A 20,586-nucleotide genomic window follows, 5' to 3' on the forward strand; every position below is an offset into this window, starting at 1 on the left:
GGATGAAGCTGCACTATTCATTGGACGCAGCGATCGTGCTGGATGCCGACCGGGGACCGGCAACGCTTGGCATGCTGAAGGATGCGGGCGTGAACACGGTCTGGCTGTACGGCTTTTTCTTCGGAAAGCTCTGGTCTCCTGTCGAGGAGATGGCGAAGGCGGCGGACCAGCTGCGGGCATACGGGTTTGAGGTCGGCGTGATCCAGCTGCCCGTCGGGCATCCGGGGAACGGGCTGAACCCCGATGACGAGTCGCTCGATCTGCGCCTGCCGGCGCATTGGTCCTATCGGCTGGACCAGGAGGGGAAGCCCGTCTATTATTGCGCGGCGATCGAGGACGCCATGATCGAGGACAATGTCCGGTCGATCCGGGAATTGAAAGCGGCGGGCTTCACGCAATTTTTCATGGACGACGATCTGCGATCGGGGTTATGGGGAGATCGCATGAGCGGATGCTTCAGCGATCGGGCGATCGCCGGGTTCAACGCGGCTTATGCGCGGAACGTCGATCGGGCTGCACTCGCGAGGGCGATGGACGACGCCGGCGAACAGCGGCTGGTCAAGGATTGGCTGGACTATCAATGCGAACGACTGACCGGCTTCATGGCGTCCATGGCCGCGGAGGAGGTTCGGGTCGGCCTGATGGTCATGCACCTGGGCGACGAGCGCCAGGGCATCGACGTCACGGCCGTCAAGAAGAAGATTCCGGACTGCCTGTTTCGCGTCGGGGAGTTTCACTTCGACGATCGCACCTTTGGTGCGCCGGAGGGCAAGGCCAGCGAGTGGTTCAGCATGAGCTATCATCTGGCTGCGATGGGCAGGGAGCACGCATTCAGCGAGACGACGGTGTTCCCCGCCAAGGCGCTAAGTCCGGCCAATCTGATTTTCAAGGCAAAGCTGGCGCTCATCGCCGGCATCCCCAATCTGCTGCTCATGAGCGGAACGTGGCTGATCACGGAAGAATACTGGCGGCTACTAGCAGCGGAGCTGCCGAAGCTGCACGCGCTGGAGGAGCGCTGCTCTAGCTCGGAGCCGGCTTGCCCGATTCATGTGGCCTACGGTACCAAAGGGCATGCGGAGGAAGCGCGACCGTACACCCTTCCGATCCTCGCCGGACTGCCTGTGCGGCCGCTGCGTGCCGGCTCCGAGGAAGTTGAGGCGTTCGGGGGCGCGGATTGCCTGCTGTTCGTCGGCGATTACGAAGTGACGCCCGAATGGGAGCGGCGGTTTCTTCAATATAGAAAGGTACTGATGGACCGGACAGCCTGGCGACGGAACCGGGAAAAGGTTGATTCGCTTGGAGACGGCAAGGTCGAGGTGCTGGATTATGCAGCTGGCGAATGGTCGGCGGCAGCCGAGATCGAAGCGCTGCGCGCCAAGCTGCTGGCAGGCGGAGCGGTCGCTTATCCGATGCTGACGGCGGGCAGCGATATCTTGCTCGTCTGGCATCGGGAGGCGGCGCGGGTGCTGCTGGTCAATCTGACGGAAAAGCCGAATATAGGGACGCTGGCGTATAAGGGGAAAGCGCGCGAGATTGCTTTGACGCCTTTGGAGATCATGGAGCTGTCTCTTATGAATACCGATGAAATCGGCTGACGGGTGGTATCGCTCGGACAGCTTGGGAAGGTGAGGGCATGGCAAAGCTGCAGGCGGTCCGCCTGAGATGCGAATATATGCGAAATCCGATCGGGCTCGGCGTCGCGGCGCCACGGCTCAGCTGGCGGCTCGCGTCGGACGGCTTCCATGTGATGCAGCGCGCATATCGAATTCAAGTATCCGGCGGGCTGGCGGGATTCGACGAAAAAGAGCTGGTCTGGGATACGGGCCGGGTGGATTCGGATCGCTCCGTGCTCGTCGATTACGGCGGCCTCTCGCTTCAGGCTCGCGGGCGCTATCGATTCCGCGTGAAGGTGTGGGACGCGGCCGGCCGCGAATCGGATTGGAGCGAGCCGGCTTCCTGGGAGATGGGGCTGCTGTCTCCCGCCGACTGGTCTGCGGCATGGATCACGCCGGCTGATGCGGAGATCGATCCGCAGGCGCAGGAGATTTTCCTGCTGCGCAAGAGCTTCAGCGTCCGTAGCGGGATCCGGCGTGCGACGGTGTACGCGACGGCGCTCGGTCTCTACGAGCTGCAACTGGACGGCCATCGTGTCGGCGATTGGCAGTTCACGCCCGGCTTCACGAGCTACCGCAAACGGCTGCAGGTACAAGCCTACGACGTGACGGATCAGCTTCGCACCGGCGAGCGCCACGCGATCGGCGCCATGCTCGCGGACGGCTGGTACAAGGGCAACCTGGCCTGGGAGAATCACCGGAACATTTTCGGAGACCGACGGGCGCTGGTGCTGCAGCTTCACGTCGATTATGAAGATGGAACGGCGGAGCGCATTGTAAGCGATGGCTCGTGGCGGGCGGAGACCGGACCGATCCTCATGTCCGAGCTGTATCATGGCGAGACGTACGACGCCCGTCTCGAGAAGACCGGCTGGACGACGGCCGAATACGACGACGGAGGCTGGGCCGCGGCGGATGAGCTGCAGCATCCAAAGGATATGCTGGTCATGCAGGAAAACGAGCCTGTCCGCGTCACGGAGCGTCTCAAGCCGATCGCGCTGATGCGGACGCCGTCCGGCGAGACCGTCATCGACATGGGTCAAAACATGGTCGGACGCATGCATATGCAACTGGACTTGCCGGAGGGAACGTGTATTACACTACGGCATGCGGAGGTTTTAGACCGGGACGGCAACTTCTACGTCGGCAATCTTCGCCGCGCGGAGCAGAAGGTAAGTTATGTCTGCAAGGGCGGCGGGGAAACGTACGAGCCGTATTTTTCGTTTCAGGGATTTCGCTATGTGAAAATAGAAGGCTGGCCGGAAGACGTGCCGCTGGCCCTTGAACGTTTCACCGGTCATGTCATCCATTCGGACATGGTGCCGACGGGAACGTTCGAATGCTCGCATCCGCTCCTGAACCGGCTGCAACAAAATATCGTGTGGGGGCAGCGCGGCAACTTTCTCGACATTCCGACGGATTGTCCGCAACGGGACGAGCGGATCGGCTGGACAGGCGACGCGCAGGCGTTTATTCGGACGGCAGCGTTTAACTACGGCGTAGCGCCGTTCTTCGCCAAGTGGCTGCGCGATCTGAAGGCGGACCAGCGCACGGATGGCGGCGTACCGTTCGTCGTTCCGCATGTGCTGAGCGATGATGCCTACGCCTCCTCTGCCTGGGGGGATGCGGCAGTCATATGCCCCTGGACGATTTATTTGTGCTATGGGGATACGCGCGTGCTCGAGACGCAATACGAGAGCATGAAGGCATGGGTCGAGTATATGCGGGCGCAAGGAGAAGACGAGTGCTTGTGGAATACCGGCTTTCATTACGGCGATTGGCTCGGCCTCGACGCAAAGGAAGGAAGCTACGTCGGCGCTACCCCGAAGGATCTGATCGCGACTTGCTTCTATGCGTATTCGACCGGCCTGTTCGTGAAGACGGCGAAGGCGCTGGGACGCATGGAGGACGCTGAAAAGTACGGCGAGCTCTACCAGCGTATCGTCGCCGCCTTCGAGCGCGAATTCGTGACGCCGAGCGGAAGGCTCGCCGCCCATACGCAGACCGCGCATGTACTGCCGCTGGCTTTCGGGCTCGTGGAAGGGCCGGTGCGGGAGCGGCTGGCGCGGACGCTCGCCGAGTACGTGGAGGAGCAGGGATTCCATCTGACGACGGGCTTCGTAGGCACGCCTTATTTATGCGAAGCGTTGTCCGCGAACGGCTATCATGCGCATGCCGTCAAGCTTGTGCAGCAAGAGGATTACCCGTCCTGGCTGTATTCGATTCACCGCGGCGCGACGACCATCTGGGAGCACTGGGACGGGATTAAGCCGGACGGCAGCTTCTGGAGCGACGACATGAACTCCTTCAACCATTATGCGTACGGCTCCGTCGGCGAATGGCTGTACCGGTATGTCGCGGGGCTCGACGCGGACGAGGCGCGGCCCGGTTATAAGCGCGTCGTCCTAAGGCCGCGTCCTGACTCCGGACTGGCTTATGCGAAGGCCACTTATGAATCTGCGTATGGGTTGATCGTGAGCGGTTGGCGGTTGTCGGGCGAGGAAGGCGGCGCGACTATTACGTACGAGGTCCAAATACCGGCCAATACAACGGCGGAAGTAAGGCTGCCGAGGAGCGCGAAATGTACCGCAACCGTAAACGGGTTAGCTATAGGACAAGCTGCGGGCGTGCTTTCCGCTCGCCAAGTGGACGATGAACTTTGTCTTGAGCTTGGCTCGGGAATATTTGAAATTGTGACGGATCGTATTTGATCCAGGAACACTGACTTGTTTTTAAGATATTGGCGGGACTGCATGCCGTTCTCCTGAGGCGCACGGCATTGCGATGCTATCGCCGCCGCGGTGCGGTCGCCTGCAGTTGCCATGTGCATCGTGTCTGCTTGAGCTCATGCGCCAGACTTTCGGTAGAGCAACTGCAACTGGCTCTCATTGCGGTCGCCGGTTGTCAGCTACAGTGTCTAAGCGGAAACCTGAAGATGGACTATATTGACCTATATTCTATATCATAAATTGGGCAGCTGCGTTTATCGAAGCTGTCCTTATATATGTTAGCTGTCTCTTATGCAGAAATGTAGAAAATGTCTTAAAAGGCCAGGCCAATATAACGCGCATGGAATTACTATCTCTTGTATTCATTGTCGACATGATAAAATCAAACATGGTTATGCACAGTTAAATACATCTCTGATGAGCTTCTTTAACCTCAGAAAATCTTTATCCAGGACACAAAGTCATGGGAAAAGTTAACGGGTACGATGAAGAAAATATGTGGCTATATAGCTTTTTATTTAATGAACCAACGAAAATTGAATTAGTCATTTCTAAACTGAGTAATATTAACGTTAAAATAGAAGTTCACAATTCGCCAGAATATATTCAGCAATTTTACGAGGGCTATCCTTATGATAAGGATGATCCCGGCAGCTTAATCATCCATCGAATAGAAATCAACTTAACAGTGCACACCGCCCGACAGCGGAAAGCTTTACTGTTCGTAGAGAAAATAAGTTCGGAAATATTGTCATTTTCAATGTGCTTTTTCGGAGCTAAAGAAGATGCCCCGGAGTGGAATCAGTCAGGTGTTAAAGATGAGGAATTGGATGAGTTTGTCCGGTTATTAATCTCACTCTATAAAGAGTTGAAGTTTTGCATGGGTGGTCTAGCAATTGAAGATGACATGAAGGGTCTGTTTAATGTTAATGAAACATGGCCGAATGAAAAATATAACTTTGCAAATGTTACTTTCAAAGACCTACATAAATTTCAGGCTATCGTAATTAATCAATCTTTAAATGGAAAACTTCCCGAAGGGGAGTTTACCCTAATTGATCATTCTTGTATACTTTATCGAAACGCCTAGAGCCCCTCGGTAAACAATAGTTCAATTACAAGGCCTGCCGGCTAGATCCGTCAGACTGTTCAGTGATACCAGCTAATAGCTTGTCAACTTACCTCGAGGTTTTCATAGGAATCATTCCAGGACATACGAAACCCGTATGTTTTTTTGCATTTCCGCCTTGTTCGCATCCTAATATTCAGACCTTTACCTAAAGCTAATCCCCAGCAAATAAATGATTGTTAATTTTAGGGAGAATGAATGAAGGAGGGGAAAAGGATGCAACAAACGAAAGGCGCTTACGAGTTGCCCACGCTCACTAGCCAGGCCCTGGGATGGGAACATCTGCAGGTGACGCGATGGCCGACGCCCGAGCGCGCGGCTCTTCATTCCTCCAAAGCACGGCATCTCATAGGCATACACTGCTCCGCTTATTATGAGAATTACTATACGATTCATATCATCCCGGCCGGCGAGCCCATGTTGGTTACGTGGGGGAGCGCGTCCTTGTATTTTCTGCAGATCGAGATTCCGCCTTCCTACTTGGAGCGGCTGGCGCGAGACGCGGGCATGCTGACGGAAGGGTATGTCCGGATGGAGCGGCTTCATTACGTCAAGGATCCCAAGCTGCTGCAGCTTGGCCTCTGGATGCTCGAGGAGCTGCATAATGAAGGCAGGCAGGGGAAAATTTATAGCGATTCATTGTCCAATATGTTGATTATGCATCTGTTGAGTCACTATGCGAAGGTAAGCCGCGGACCCGTTCAAGCGAGGCTTGCGGTCAATCCGGACATTCTATATTCCATTGACTACATGAAAGAACATCTGAACGAAGAGCTTGCCCTCCAGGAGCTGGCTAATCTCGCCAACGTCAGCTTGTCCCACTTTATGAAGCTGTTTAAGCAGCAGACCGGCCACACCCCCCATCACTATTTGATCCGTTTGCGAATCGAACGCGCCAAGACGCTGATCTGCACGGGCGATTTCAGCTTAAGGGAGATCGCCGACCAGGCCGGCTTTGCGGATCAGGGGCATTTCTCCCGCATGTTTAAGCGGCAGACAGGCATGACGCCCAAGAAGTATATGCACGAGGTAACGGCCAATCCGCTTCCGGCAAAATAATCGTTTTGTCCAATAGAATCGCCGTTTTGTACAAGAGGCCTCCTTCCCGATCGAGCTAGAATGAGCATGTAGCCGGGACAAGCTCGGTCCGGGCTGCGAAAAAGCCGGATAGAGCATACAAAGGAGGCATTTCAAATGGGATGGAGAAAAACGACTGGTTTGGTTTGCGCAGGGTTGTTGCTGGGCAGCTCGCTTACCGCTTCGGCGTGGGCGGCTCCGGCCGTAAACGGCTCGGATGCGGCGTTCAGCGTCCAAGCGGCGGAAGCATGGCATGAAACGTCCAAGCAGACGTTTTGGCTGACCGACGCGCTGGAGCGCGGGCAGGGCGTGACTTCGGACGGCAGCTCGTGGATCTTTAATTCGAACTACGGATTGCTGAAGACTTCCCTGGACGGCACAACCGTGATCAAACGCAATACGTTCGCGATTCCGGCAGCGATCTCGCTCCAGGGCGGAGATCATATCGGCGACATCTCTTACTACAACGGCCTGATCTATGCGCCGATCGAAGACAGCGACAGCTATAGCCATCCTTATATCGCCCTTTATAACGCCAACACGCTTGAATACACGGGTATCTCCTACCAGCTTCCGCTCTCTCTTCATCCCGGCGGCGTGCCTTGGGTAGCCGTCGATGCCGCGCGAGGACAGGTGTACACGGCGCAATGGAGCAAGGCTCCCGTGCTGAACGTCTTCCGCCTCAGCGACATGTCCTTGATCAAGACGGTTCCGCTCAGCCAGACGATCGACCGGATCCAGGGCGCCGAAGTATACAACGGCTATCTTTACGCTTCCTCCGACAATTCTTCCAAAAACGTCTATCGCATCAACCCGGATACCGGCGAAGTCACCGTAGCGATAGATCGCAGCAGCCTGGGCGGCATCGAAGCGCAGGGCATTGCGGTCCTTCCGACTTCGAGCGGCGCCATCCTGCATATTCTCGAGGTCGCCTCTAACCGAATCAGCGTGATATTCAGACATTACGCGCCTTGACAGGAAGGGAGAAAATCGAACGTATGGCTACTCGCAGGCGTCAACTGCTTCTCGGGCTGGGGCTTGTCCTCGCGCTAACCGGGTGCGGCAGCGCAAACAACAATCAAACCGGCAATAAGCAGGAGAATGGCGGACAGAGCAGCAGCTCGGCACCGGCCTCTTCCGCAACGACCTCCGTTTCCCAAGTCGCCGCTACGGCGGATGCGCCCGCTCAAGATCCGGTAGAGCTCACGTTCTATTATCCGGTGAACGTCGGCGGACCGCTGACCAAAGTCGTCGACGGGATGGCCGCCTCGTTCATGAAAGAGCATCCGGAGATCAAGGTCAATGCGGTCTATACCGGCAACTACGGGGACAACACGGTTAAGATCCAGGCGGGCGTCATGGCCAAGCAGCCGCCGGACGTCGCGGTCATGATGTCCACGGAGCTGTACAGCATGCTCGATCTGGATGCCATCGTTCCGCTCGACGACTTCATCGCGAAGGATGAGGCCGAGTTTAACAAGGACGATCTCTATCCGGCCTTCGTGGAAGACACCGCGGCGAACGGGCACACCTACAGCGTCCCGTTCCAGCGCAGCACGATTATTTTGTACTACAACAAGGACATGTTCAAGGCAGCCGGGCTTGATCCGGAGAAGCCGCCGACGAATTGGGGCGAGCTGGTCGAGGATGCCAAGAAGTTGAGCCGGGACGGCCATGCAGGACTGGAGATTCCGGGCAACGACGACTCCTATTGGATGTTCCAAATGCTGGCGCGCCAGCATGCTTCGGATCCGAAGCAGAGCATCATGGGCGACGACGGCAAGAAGGCGATCTTCGACACGCCGGAGAACGTGGAGGCGCTGCAATTCTGGATCGATCTGTCCAAGAAGGACAAGGCGATGCCGGAAGGCATTATCGACTGGGCCGCTACGCCGACGGACTTTATCGAAGGCAAGACGGCCATGATGATGCATACGAGCGGCAACCTGACCAACGTGAAGAACAACGCGAAGTTCGATTTCGGCGTCGCCTTCTCTCCCGCAGACAAGCAATACGGCTCTCCTACCGGAGGCGGCAATCTGTACATCTTCAAAGATACGAGCGCCGAGAAGCAAGCGGCCGCCTGGGAATTCGTCAAGTACATGACGGCGCCGGAGCAAGCGGCCTTGTTCAGTTCTTCATCCGGGTACATCGGCGTACGCAAGTCGGCCTATGATACGGACGTGATGAAGGCTTATACCGCGAGCTTCCCGCAAGCGCTGGTCGCGCGCGATCAACTGCCTTACGCGTTCCGCGAGCTGTCCACGCACAATCACGGCAAGGTATCGTCGGCGCTGACCAATCAGATTCAGGCCGCGCTCTCCGGCAAGACGGATGCGGCGTCCGCCTTAAAAACGGCGCAGGAAGAAGCCGACAAGCAGCTCGCCGCTTTCAACAAATAACGCGGCATGCCGGCGGGGGGCCGTCAAACGCTCATCCGCCGGCCTTGCCATGAAGGAGAATGCGGTATTAACGCCCGCTTAAGTAAAAGGCTGAAGCTGAATGGTTTAGGCTGGGGCTTCGTCCTGCCTTCTCTGCTGCTGCTGGGTCTGTTCACGTATTATCCGATGTTGAGGTCGGTCTGGCTCAGCCTGTTCGAGAAAAATCTGGCGGTTCGCGATCCGGCGTTCGTCGGTTGGGGCAATTACAAGATGCTGTTGTCCGATCCCGTATTCGGCCAGTCGCTGCGCAACAATATGTGGTTTGCACTGGGCACGGTCCCGGCCTCGATGGCGCTGGCATTCGTGATGGCTTTGCTCGCGAATAAGGCGATCCGCGGGAAAGGCTTGATCCGGATGGCCTTCTTCTATCCGAATATGATCCCGATGATCGCCGCCGCGAGCATCTGGTTGTTCCTTTATATGCCTCAATTCGGCTTGTTCTCCCGCTTCGTCGCATGGATCGGGGGCGGCGAAGTCAATCTTCTCGGCAATCCGGACACCGTGCTGCTCTCTCTTGTCGCGATGACCGTCTGGAAGGAAGCGGGCTACTTCATGATCTTCTATCTGGCGGGGATGCAGCAAATCTCCAAGGAGCTGTACGAATCCGCCGCCGTGGACGGCATCGGTGCCTGGGGGAGGGCGCTTCGCATCACCGTTCCGCTTACGATGCCCACCACGCTGTTCGTCGCCGTCGTGGCGATTACGAACGCCTTCAAGTGGGTCGACCACTTGTGGATGATGACCAAAGGCGGTCCGAATCATGCGAGCAGCTTGCTCCTGTACTACATTTACGAGACGACCTTCAATTTCTTCGACGAAGGGCTGGCTTCGGCGATGACCGTCGTCATGATCGCGCTGCTGCTTCTCGTCTCCTGGATTCAATTCGCCGGATGGGAACGCAAGATACACTATCAATAATCGGCCGAGGGGGCTAAAGACCATGTTGGAAAAAGAACCCGGGCCGACGCTATCCATCCATCCGGGGCTCAGGCGGACTAGCGGCGTTCAGGAGCAAGGCCGGATGGCCGCCGCTCTATTCAGCGCGCTGGGCAAGGCGCTTGGTTATGCAATCATGCTGGCGTTTGTCGGCGCGTGGCTGATTCCGCTTGTCTGGGTGATCGGCAATGCCTTCTCGTCCCAGGCCATGTTCTCGGGCGCCGGCGGTTCCTGGACATTCACATGGAGCAACTTCGGGCGCGTCTGGAAGGCGGCTCCGTTCGGCATCTATTACGGCAATACGCTGCTGGTAACGGCGGTGATCTTCGCGGTACAGCTGGTCACGCTGACGCTGGCCGCCTATGCGTTTGCCCGCATTCCGTTCTTCGGTCGCCAGGCGGTGTTCATGCTCTTTCTCGTGCAGATCATGGTGCCCCCCGACGTGCTGATCTTTTCCAACTACCGGACGATTAACGCGCTCGGATTGCTAGACACGAAGCTGGGCATCATGCTCCCTTACTTCGCCACTTCCTTCGGCATCTTCCTGCTGCGGCAAGCGTTCAAGCAATTCCCTTATGAGCTGGAAGAAGCCGCGCGGATGGAGGGGAGCTCCACGATTGGCATTTTGCTCCGGATTTACGTTCCGCTGACCAGGCCGATCTATCTCTCGTTTGCCATCGTCTCCATCAGCTATCACTGGAACGATTTTCTGTGGCCGCTCATCGTGACCAATTCGCCCGAGAATCGCATGCTGACCGTTGGCCTTGCCATGTTTGCGAAGTCCTCCGAGGCCGGCGTTCAGTGGACGGACGTCAGTACGGCCGTCTTAATCGTAGCGGCGCCTCTGCTCATCGGCTTTTTGTTGTTTCAGAGACAGTTCATCGGCAGCTTTATCCATTCTGGCTTGAAGGGCTAAGGAGCGATATTTATTATGAAAATACTCATTATGGGTGATTTGCATTATACCGCGGAATTGGTGAATTCGGACGAGGGGCTCGAAACGGCCAGAGACGCTTTTTACGAGGGTTACCTTCAGCAATTTCTGTCTGTTGAGGCGGACTACTATATTTCGGTAGGGGATCTGACGCATGCCGGATTGCCTTCCGAATTCGAATTTATTTTAAGTCGCGTCCGCAGCGCGCTGCCGGAAGGCCGGTTTATGTTCGTCCTGGGCAACCATGACACGTACAATCTGTCCAAGTCCGATATCGAGCGCCTGACCGGCCAGCCGCGGTATCTGGCGATCGATCTCGAGGAAGCGACGCTGGTGCTGCTGGATACGGCCCGGATCGTTCAGGACAATTGGGGAGGCACGCTGGATGACGAGCAACTGGATTGGCTAAGCGGGCTGACGTCCCGAAGCGGCTCCAAGCCCATGATCGTGATTGCCCATCACCCTGTGTACGGCACGACCGCCCGGTCGACGGAGCCGATGTTCAGCGTGGAGCCGCCCATCGATCTCCTGTCTATTTTGGCCGCCCATCAAGGACCCGGATTTTATGTGAACGGCCACAACCATGTCCGGTCGACGGTCCAAAACGGCCGCTGGCATTTCATTCAGACCGCGTCGGTGACGGACGTTCCGTCGGCGATTTTGCTTGAACTGCAAGGGGACCGGGTCACGATCGAGAACATCCCGCTGCGCACGGCATTCGATCGGGAACGACTGGAGCGGTTCGTCCCGGCGATGTACGATTACGATCCTCGGCTTGATGCGGAAGGCGATGGAGAGGATGGCCGCCGCACGCTGCCTTTGGCGGAGCGGGAGAAGGAGGCAAGGCGCCATGACCGTTAAGCGGGTCAAGCTGGCTATCGTCGGCGGGAACCGGGGTGCGAGCTTCATGAATGCGCTGCATGCCCTTGCGGATCGGATCGACCTGACCGCCGCCTGCGATTTGAACGAACTCGTATTGAATCGCTGGAAGGAGATTTTCCCGGGCATTCGCACGTATCACGATTATTCTCGCATGCTGGAGGATCCGTCGATCGATGCTGTGTTCGTCATCAGTCCCATGCACTTGCACGCGCGCCATGCGATCGAGGCATTAAACGCAGGCAAGCACGTGCTAAGCGAAGTTATCGCAGTGCAGTCTGACGAAGAAGCAAGGGAACTGGTCGAGACGGTGGAGCGAACAGGACTCAAATACATGATGTCCGAGAACTACTGCTTCTCCCGCTCTAACCTGATGGTCGAACAGATGGCCAGGCAAGGCTTGTTCGGCGAGATTACCCATGTGGAGGGAGGATACATCCACGACCTGCGCCATCTGATTCATTACCCGGACGGCTCCCTGACCTGGCGGGGGGAGCTTCACAAAAACTATAACGGGGTCAATTATCCGACGCATTCCATCGGTCCGGTCGCGAGATGGATCGGGCTCAACCAACCGGGGGGAGACAAGCTTCGGTCAATCTCCGCCCAGGTGTCCGAGTCGAGAGCGCTCCGGGAATACTTTGCCGAACATTACGGCAAAGATCACCCCGCTGCCGGCGAAGGCTACTGGGGCCAGGGGGACTCGGCCGTCGCGACGCTGAAGACGGAGAAGGGCGTCTTGATCACGCTTCGCGTGGACTGGACCTCCGTTCGGCCGCATAACAAGACCCACTACATGCTGCAGGGAACGAAGGGCGCTTATTTATCGGGCCGTCATCCGCAAGAGGACGATCTCGTATGGCTGAAGGATCGGTCCCCGGCGAACCTGGAGGACGGATCGGAGAGGTGGGAAGCCTTAACCCGATACGGTGCCGAGTACGAACACCCCAAGTGGCGGAAGTGGGGGCACCTGGCTGCCGGCACCAAGCATGGAGGCGGCGACTTTCTCGTGCTGGAGGAATTCATTTCCTCCATTCAAGAAAACCGCCCTCCGCAGGTCAACGTATACGATGCGGTCGCTTGGAGCTCCGTATTTTACCTCTCCATGGCCTCCGTCAAGGCGGACGGGACGCCGATTCGCGTGCCCGACTATCGAACGGAAAGCGTGCCTGCCGAATGAATCCAAAACCGTCGAAGCTCGTCATGACCTTGGATACGCTTGCCGATCTACCGCCGCTCGCGCTTCCGGAGGGATACAGCCTCAAGTCGTTCGAGTCGATCGACGTCACGGAGTGGGAGTCGATTATTCGGATTTCGTTCGCCAGGGAGATCGCCTTTGGCGACAAGATCGGTTTCGAGGCCCCCTTTCACCCCGACAAAATTCTGTTCATCCGTCATCAAGGCCTGGCAGTTGCGACCGCCGTGGCATGGGAGAAAGAGGGCTGCGGAGCCGATTGCGGGTATCTTCATATGGTCGGGGCGCTGCCGGGCCATTCCGGGAAGGGAATCGGATATATGATTACGTTGGCCGCCCTCCACCGCATGCGGGAAGAAGGGAAGACGAAAGCGATGCTGGAGACGGACGATTTCCGGCTGGCGGCCATTCGGATTTACACGAAGCTGGGATTTCGGCCGATCCTGCTGGAGCCGGATCACCGGCAGCGATGGCACGCCGTCTTCGCTCAAATCCAAGATCGATAGAAAAAGCTTACCGCTTAGCCACGGCCAGTATTTCATCTGCAACGAGATCAGGGCGGTATTGATGAATATAATGCTCGGAATCCTTGATCACGACTTGCTTCGACTGCGAGGACCAGGAGGTAAACTCCTTTTCGTATCGCGCCCATACGTCATCGGTAACGCCTGAATAATCGGACGTCAGCACCGTGAGCGGGAAGTCGAATGGCTTCTTATCATCCAGTACAATCTTTGCATTGCTTCGGGCTTGACGCAGCTCGTCGTCCATATTCGCATTCTGAAGCTTAAGCAAGGCGGCGGTCAGATCGGCCTGCTTCAGCTCGTCCGGCACGAACTTCAAGCCGTTGCGGCTTGCGCGCGAGCTTTCAATCACGCTGTCCGAGTGAAAGAGCAGCCGGATGACGCCGGTTTTGATGAGCAGCTTATTCAAAAAGCCGCTTGCGGAATCGAAGGTATCGTTGTAGTAAAATTCCGGGCTGCCCGCATCGAGCATCACGATGCCCTTTACTTCGTCCGGGTATTTCTGCGCAAACCGGAGCGTTTCCAGAGAGCCAAGCGAATGGGCGGCCAGCACGTAAGGCGGTTTTTGCCCGGATGCCTGCAGCGCTTCGTGTATTTCGCCAGCTATCGTATCGATGTCGCGCTTTTTCTTCGTCGTATCGCTGTATCCGTACCCGAACCGGTCGTATACTGCGAATTTGACATGCGGCGCCAGCTTTTCATATAGCGGGTAAAAATCGACGTACGGATTGGCGGTGCCCCAACCGGAAGCCAGAACAACCGTTACCTCCCCTTGGCCGCCTGCATACACATGCATTTTTTCCCCATGAACTTCGTATAGCCGGCCGCTTGGGGTATACGTTTTTAAATCTTTCCGGACGCTCGCTTGTTCATAGATCGCGCCGGCTCCCACGATCACGACAATAAACAAAACGACGACAACAAAAATTTTCAATAACCGCTTACGCCATTTTTTCATTTGTTTTCCCCGATTCTGCTGTTTAGCGTATCTCCTTGCTGCGGGTTCAGGTCGTTCTCCCAAGCGATCCGAATAGACTTTCCTTTAAATAGGTCCGGGCTATCGGACACTTGGAAGTGCAGGTGGGCTTCGCTGGAATTGCCGGAATTACCGCAAAGGCCGAGCAATTCGCCTTTCTTCACGGCGTCGCCGACGCCGACTGCGACGGATCCCTTTTTCAAATGGGCCAGAAAACTGTATTCCCCGGCGCCGTGGTCCAGGACAACGACATTACCGATCGGTTGATCGGCATTCATCGTGCCGACCGGTTCGTTATCCTCGATGTCGCTTACGGCCTCTACAACGGTGCCGTCTCGCGGGGCAACGATTTCTTGACCGAATGCATAATAGCTTTCGTTTTTGGCCGGGTCCCCGTTGTAGGAGCAGCCATCCCTCACTTGAATGAGATCGTAAGCGTAACGCTGCATTTCATAATCGTAGTGGTAATTCGACAGCGCATTTTCTCCGCCCCAGAATACGAACCATTCGCTTTTCAACGGCAGCGCGTATTCATGCTTCGTTTTGACGGCATCCTGGGCAGGGAAGTTCTCCAGCCGAACGACTTGGAGCGCAACGATCTCATCATCGGGCAGGGTGCCTAACCTCAAGCCGACGCTGCCGGACTGATCGATCCAAGCAGTGTACCGAAGTTCATTTAAATACAGCGTTGGCATCGCCGACCAAGCCGTCACATCCTTCAGAAGCTCGTTCCCGGTGTCGCGAAAGGTGTCCAACGTGAATTGTTGTTTGAAATCGCCGGATAATTGCCCATACACACCTTCATAATCTTTATCGAGCAATGCTTGCCCGATTTCTTCGGGTTGATATTTGAACAAGTGGGCTCCCTCCTCCGCTTGCGTTTCTCTTTTCTTAAATATACGAGACTTGTCTTACAAGAAAGGAAACACATTCTTACGTGTATCTTAATTTTGATGACGGAAAATATATTCATCGATCGTCAATGTTAAAATAGCCGTACAACGCTTTATCTGGGAGAGATGTACCGGTGAACGACAGTGCCATTCTTTTGGTCGATGACGAACAGGCCATTCTTCAATTGCTGGAAACCGTACTGCGCAAGGAAGGTTTTCGGCACATTGATAAAGCCGCGACAGCTGAATTGGCGCTTGCCTTATGCAGAGAAAAGCAGTATGACTTGCTGCTTCTCGATGTTACTTTGCCGCGCATGAGCGGTATAGAAGTATGCCCGCTGATTCGGCAAACGACCGATGCCCCCATTTTATTTCTCAGCGCAAGAACGACGGACTTCGATAAGCTGTCGGGCTTTGCCGTGGGGGGCGACGATTACGTGACCAAGCCCTTCAACCCGCTGGAAATCGTGGCGAGGATTAAGTCCCTGTTGCGCCGGTCGCGCAAGGCCCCTTCCAAACCAGAAGCGCAGCTCGAGAAGGGCGGGAAGGTGCTTGACTATGGCCGGTTCCAGATTAACGAGCAGGCTGCGGAGCTTCGGGTGAACGGGGAACCCGTCGTATGTCCCTCGCTCGTTTTTCAACTCCTGCTGTTCTTATGCAAGCATCCCAATCGCGTTTTTACGAAAAGCGAGCTTTACGAGCGGGTGTGGGGCGAACATAGCGTGAACGACGATAACACCGTGATGGTCCATATCCATCGGATCCGCGAGCGGATCGAGCCTAACCCGGCGCAGCCGCAGTATTTGGTCAACGTAAGAGGGCTTGGTTATAAAATGGTGGCAGATTCCGGGACGACGCTATGAACGTAAAATGGCGGCTTAGCTTAAGGTTAATCGGATGGCTCGCATGCTTCGGCGTTTTGCTGCTTACGCTTGCGGGCATCGTTTTCGTGTGGATTGTTAAGGACCTGGCCAGCATGCAAGAACAGCAAGATTTTCGAAGCATCGGGCTATCGAGGCTTGTCGATACGGTTCGCGCCGAAGGCGATAACTGGCGATTCGATCCCGAGCTGATCGGTATGATCGAACGTACGGGGGGCTGGCTCCAACGCATCGATGAGAACGGCAAGGTAACGGACGCCTTCTTTACGCCGCCGGATGTGCCGCAAGCGTATAATCCGGGCGAACTGACCGCGTATTGGACGGGCGAGCTGCCTTTTCCTTATCGGTTATCCATCTGGGTCGGGGAAAAGAACGGCGTTACCCACACGCTGTTGTACGGCATGAGCACAAAGGATGAAGAATTTCTTGCGTCGCTGATAGCAGCTGGTCCAGTTCGCGAGGGCAAATTTGCTTTGCCCGCAGAGCTGATGCAGCAGCTTGAGCTGAGAGGCGCATGGCTGCAGCTGTTGAATGCCGACGGGGAGGAAGTCGCCGCCGCCAATAAGCCCCCAAATGGAGCGATCGATCGAATCTCCGCGACGGAAATGGTGCTTAGAGCCAGCTATCCGGAGCGGTACGGCTCGAAGATCGTAACGAAATACGATCCGCTGACGCAGCGGACATGGATGCTAAGCATTGCGCTGCCCGGTTACGAGCCTGGGGAGAAGCCGGTATTGGTGCCGGCAGCTTTCCTGCTTGCAAAAGGGATCGGGGTGCTGGTGGCGGGAGCGATGCTGCTGCTGCTGCTCCTGTCCTATCTGTTCGGACATCGGATGGGCGCTCCGGTCGTGCATGTCTTGAACTGGCTGCGTCTGCTGGATAAAGGGCAATACGTAGAGCCGACGGATACGCACGGCATACCGAAGAGCAAGCAGCGTCACGGGAAGACCAAAGGCAAATACAAAGTGTACGGCGATGTCATTCATTCGCTCGAGTCGTTATCCGGTACGCTTCATCGGAATGAACGGCTGCAGATAGAGACGGAGCAGGTACGGGACGAATGGATCGCGGGCGTATCGCATGACCTGAAGACGCCGCTCTCCTCCATTAAAGGTTATGCCCATATGCTCGAAACCGAGGATTACGAATGGTCCACAGATGAAGTCCGTGCTTTTGCCCGCGTGATTTTGGATAAATCCTCGCATATGGACGCCCTGATTAACGATCTCACTTTAACGTATCTATTGCGCAGCGGGCAGAAGCCGCCTTCGCAGGAGATGGTGGAGATGAATGCTTTCCTGGAGGAGATCCTGCGCGAGGCCGCCCAAAATCCGGTATACAGCCAGGGCGTCATCCGGTTTGTGCCGGGCAAGCCCGTTTACTTATCGATCTACAAGCCATGGCTGCAGCGGATCGTCGACAATCTTGTTGCCAATGCGCTGCTGCACAACGGTGTCGGCACCACCTTGACCATTACGTTGGAAGCGAGCAAGGCCGACGGTACGACCATTACCTTTTCCGATGATGGGGAAGGCATGGACGAACAGACGCAGCGCAGGCTGTTTGAGCGTTATTATCGGGGCACGGACTCCGAGAGCCGCACGGAGGGGACGGGCCTTGGGATGGCCGTGAGCAAAGGGCTGGCGGAGGCATTGGGCGCCACCATCGAATTGGATACCCGGGCGGAGGGGACTTCCATACGGATGACTTGGCGGGAGTGATGTAACGGTTTGACACCCCCCGAAAACCGTGTTACATTTTTTATGTAACATGTTACACATTTTTTGTTTAAGGGGCAATTAAATGTCGAGTATTTATCAGGTCGCGGAGATAGCTGGCGTGTCCGTCGCTACGGTATCCCGCGTCATCAACGAACGGGGATATGTGAGCGAGAAGACCCGTCTAAAAGTACAGGAAGCCATCAATATTCTTCATTACACCCCGAATCAGGCGGCGCAGAGCCTTACCACGTCCAGCACCAAGCTGATCGGGCTGCTCGTGCCCGATATCAATAATCCCGTATTTCTCGAGCAATCCAAGGGGATCAACGATTACCTCAAGGAGAAAGGCTACATTCTCATGTACGCGGAATCCGGGGAAGACGACGAGGAAATGTCGAATATGGTGCGGAGATTCCTCAGCAACCGGGTGGACGGCATCATCCTGTGCTCGCGCGACTTTACGCAATTCGGCGACATGGATGCGATCATCGAGCCGGCCTTGAAAAATAACGTGCATGTCGTGTTAAACGGCTACGTGGACAGCAAATTCGAGATTGACCGCGTGGGGTTCGACAATGTCAGAGGTGCATATCTCGCGACCGAGCATTTGCTCAAGATGGGGCATTCCTCCATTGCGCTCATCGCCGGCACGGACAGCACGATTTCCGAGGAACGTTATAGAGGCTACAGAGAAGCGCATATCGACAATCATGTCTCGCTAAATCCCGCACTAGTCGTTAAAGGTGACTTCCGCCAGCATTCCGGCTACGAAGCGATGCTGAAAATCCTGCAGATGAATCCGCGGCCGACCGCCGTTTTTGCGATGAACGACGTGATGGCGATCGGCGCCATGATGGCGCTCGAAGACCATAAGGTTTCCGTTCCGGACGAAATAGCCGTCGCAGGCTTTGACGATATCATCTGGTGCTCGTTGATCCGCCCCCGCCTGACCTCGGTCGTACAGCCCAAGTACGAGATCGGCAAAAAGCTGGCCGAGTTTCTGCTGTCGCGCATGAACGAGAGTTACTCGGGCCCGGGCAGGCATGAGATATTCGGATCCAGGCTTGCCGTGCGGCAAAGCACGGTTAAATCGGAGCAGCAGTGATGTTGCTCCGATTCTTTTTAAGCTAAAAAGAAAGCGTTGACATCGCGAGAAAATGAATTTATCATACGGATGTAACTAGTTACATATTTGTGTAATCTGTTTCAATGAAAAGGGGAGGTAAGATCATTGAAGAAACTGCAGCTCACCACGTTGTTCCTCGCCACGACCCTCGTCGCATCCGCCTGCGGGAATTCGAACGGCAAGAACGAGACTGCCGGATCGCCGACAAGCAGCGCTCCGGCCGCAACGACGCCGGCATCGGGTTCGGCGGCGGCAACCGGCGCATCCGGCTCGGAGCCCTTTACCCTAAAGGTCTCTTATTGGGCGGATAACAAAAACGGCTATTACGAAGAAGTGGCCAAACGCTTCAAGGAAAAATACCCGAACGGAACGGTGGAGTTCAATCAGCACCCCGGAGACAAATACAATGAGCTGATGAATACGCGGCTCGCCGCGGGGGAAGCGGACGACGTGCTGTTCAATATGAATATGACCGCCTACGCCAAGGCGGGCTATTTGATGGACCTGTCTAGCCAGCCTTGGATATCGCGGATGAACGATTCCGCCAAGACGGCCGCGCAGTTCGAAGGGAAAACATACGGCGCCTTCCTCGAGGTAAACACCTTCGGCGTTTTCTACAATAAAAAGATTTTTGAGAAACAGATGCTTGCCCCGCCGACCACATGGGATGAATTTATTTCGCTGAGCGAGAAGCTTAAAGCGCAGAAGATTACGCCGATTGTCGAGGGCTTCAAAGATATCTGGACGCTGCAAGCCGCTTATATTCCGATTGCAATCAGCACTTATTTCGGAGCCAATCCCAATTTCGAACGCGACGTATACGACGGCAAAGCCAGCGTGAACGGCCCCGAAGTAACGGGGGCACTGGCGCAATTCGCGGAGCTGGCCGACAAGGGCTACTTCAACAAAAACAGCCTAAGCATCGGCAACGACCAGGCGCTGCAGGACTTTATCGACGGCAAAGCGGCGATGCACATGATGGGCAGCTGGACGCCCGGCGTCATCGACGGCAAAACGCAAAACTTCCCGCTCGGATTCTTCATCATTCCGGCCAAGGACGGCAACACCGTCATGTCCGCGGGCACGGACAAGGGCCTGTCCATCAATGCCGCAACCGAGCATCCGGAAGAGGCCATCGCGCTGGTGCAGCTCATGCTGGAACCCGATATGCTTGAACTTTACGGCAAAGACAATGCGCTGAGCGCGTTTAACGACGTGAATCCCGTATTCGCCAATCCGGCGATGTCCGAGATCCAGACGGCGCTGCAGGCACACCCGGGGCATCGCAATCCCGGCGATTACTTCCCGCCTTCCGTCCAGGATGCCCTGAACACGGCCCTGACCAAGATTCTGGCCGGCGGCGGCGTGGGCGATACGGCTGCGGAGCTGGCCAAGCTATACGAAAAGGATAAATCGAAAGTCAATTTCTAAGCGCAATCAGAAGACAATTCGAAGCGAACCAGCCATTCCTATTCATCCTCGGTAAGGGCGGCACATCATCCGCCCTTCTCCAGGATCAGTCAGGTGAGTGA

Annotated in this window: 17 protein-coding genes; 15 read left to right on the top strand and 2 right to left on the bottom strand. The window is 56.0% G+C overall.

The genetic code is table 11. The features are described 5' to 3' along the window. Window positions 1-2: 2 nt before the first annotated feature. From ACFSR7_RS20700 to ACFSR7_RS20750, 11 genes are all read left to right on the top strand, one after another. A complete protein-coding gene (locus tag ACFSR7_RS20700) occupies window positions 3-1,595 on the top strand; it encodes a hypothetical protein (RefSeq protein ID WP_378164888.1) in 1,593 nt (530 codons plus the stop codon). A gap of 38 nt (window positions 1,596-1,633) precedes the next feature. After that, a complete protein-coding gene (locus ACFSR7_RS20705; RefSeq protein ID WP_378164890.1) occupies window positions 1,634-4,324 on the top strand; it encodes an alpha-L-rhamnosidase in 2,691 nt (896 codons plus the stop codon). A gap of 481 nt (window positions 4,325-4,805) precedes the next feature. Beyond that, window positions 4,806-5,432 (top strand): hypothetical protein, encoded by a 627-nt coding sequence (locus ACFSR7_RS20710; RefSeq protein ID WP_378164892.1) that lies wholly within the window; start codon window positions 4,806-4,808, stop codon window positions 5,430-5,432. A 255-nt stretch (window positions 5,433-5,687) separates the two neighbouring features. Further along, window positions 5,688-6,530, top strand: coding sequence for an AraC family transcriptional regulator (locus ACFSR7_RS20715; protein WP_378164894.1), 843 nt, complete (start codon window positions 5,688-5,690; stop codon window positions 6,528-6,530). A gap of 135 nt (window positions 6,531-6,665) precedes the next feature. Then, a complete protein-coding gene (locus ACFSR7_RS20720) occupies window positions 6,666-7,523 on the top strand; it encodes a DUF6923 family protein (RefSeq protein ID WP_378164896.1) in 858 nt (285 codons plus the stop codon). A 23-nt stretch (window positions 7,524-7,546) separates the two neighbouring features. Next, on the top strand, window positions 7,547-8,950 hold the full coding sequence (locus tag ACFSR7_RS20725; protein WP_378164898.1) for an ABC transporter substrate-binding protein: 1,404 nt from the start codon (window positions 7,547-7,549) through the stop codon (window positions 8,948-8,950). 6 nt (window positions 8,951-8,956) lie between these two features. After that, window positions 8,957-9,907, top strand: coding sequence for a carbohydrate ABC transporter permease (locus tag ACFSR7_RS20730; protein WP_378164900.1), 951 nt, complete (start codon window positions 8,957-8,959; stop codon window positions 9,905-9,907). 154 nt (window positions 9,908-10,061) lie between these two features. Next, entirely contained in the window at window positions 10,062-10,841 is a 780-nt protein-coding gene (locus ACFSR7_RS20735) for a carbohydrate ABC transporter permease (protein WP_378164973.1), read from the top strand. Between the two features lie 15 nt (window positions 10,842-10,856). Further along, window positions 10,857-11,720, top strand: a complete 864-nt coding sequence (locus ACFSR7_RS20740) for a metallophosphoesterase family protein (RefSeq protein WP_378164902.1) — start codon at window positions 10,857-10,859, stop codon at window positions 11,718-11,720. After that, the gene (locus tag ACFSR7_RS20745; protein WP_378164904.1) at window positions 11,710-12,918 is read left to right on the top strand and encodes a Gfo/Idh/MocA family oxidoreductase; all 1,209 of its coding nucleotides are present in this window, start codon (window positions 11,710-11,712) and stop codon (window positions 12,916-12,918) included. The genes ACFSR7_RS20740 and ACFSR7_RS20745 overlap by 11 nt, the downstream gene beginning before the upstream one ends. Then, window positions 12,915-13,439 (top strand): GNAT family N-acetyltransferase, encoded by a 525-nt coding sequence (locus tag ACFSR7_RS20750; protein ID WP_378164906.1) that lies wholly within the window; start codon window positions 12,915-12,917, stop codon window positions 13,437-13,439. The genes ACFSR7_RS20745 and ACFSR7_RS20750 overlap by 4 nt, the downstream gene beginning before the upstream one ends. A 7-nt stretch (window positions 13,440-13,446) precedes the next feature. On the opposite strand, the gene ACFSR7_RS20755 is transcribed toward ACFSR7_RS20750, so the two are convergent. Continuing rightward, entirely contained in the window at window positions 13,447-14,415 is a 969-nt protein-coding gene (locus tag ACFSR7_RS20755; protein ID WP_378164908.1) for an alpha/beta fold hydrolase, read from the bottom strand. Then, a complete protein-coding gene (locus ACFSR7_RS20760) occupies window positions 14,412-15,290 on the bottom strand; it encodes a M23 family metallopeptidase (protein ID WP_378164910.1) in 879 nt (292 codons plus the stop codon). The genes ACFSR7_RS20755 and ACFSR7_RS20760 overlap by 4 nt, the downstream gene beginning before the upstream one ends. Before the next feature lie 170 nt (window positions 15,291-15,460). Between ACFSR7_RS20760 and ACFSR7_RS20765 the strand changes: the two genes are divergently transcribed. The 4 genes from ACFSR7_RS20765 (at window position 15,461) to ACFSR7_RS20780 (ending at window position 20,485) form a co-directional block, all read left to right on the top strand. Continuing rightward, the gene (locus ACFSR7_RS20765) at window positions 15,461-16,189 is read left to right on the top strand and encodes a response regulator transcription factor (RefSeq protein ID WP_378164912.1); all 729 of its coding nucleotides are present in this window, start codon (window positions 15,461-15,463) and stop codon (window positions 16,187-16,189) included. Continuing rightward, complete coding sequence (locus ACFSR7_RS20770; protein WP_378164914.1) at window positions 16,186-17,928, top strand: sensor histidine kinase; 1,743 nt, start codon at window positions 16,186-16,188, stop codon at window positions 17,926-17,928. Before ACFSR7_RS20765 ends, ACFSR7_RS20770 begins: the two co-directional genes overlap by 4 nt. Before the next feature lie 82 nt (window positions 17,929-18,010). Then, entirely contained in the window at window positions 18,011-19,033 is a 1,023-nt protein-coding gene (locus ACFSR7_RS20775; RefSeq protein WP_378164916.1) for a LacI family DNA-binding transcriptional regulator, read from the top strand. A gap of 126 nt (window positions 19,034-19,159) precedes the next feature. Continuing rightward, window positions 19,160-20,485 (top strand): ABC transporter substrate-binding protein, encoded by a 1,326-nt coding sequence (locus ACFSR7_RS20780; protein WP_378164918.1) that lies wholly within the window; start codon window positions 19,160-19,162, stop codon window positions 20,483-20,485. Window positions 20,486-20,586 lie beyond the last annotated feature (101 nt).

Origin of the sequence: Cohnella sp. GCM10020058, assembly GCF_042683485.1 — a bacterium.
GTDB lineage: Bacteria > Bacillota > Bacilli > Paenibacillales > Paenibacillaceae > Cohnella.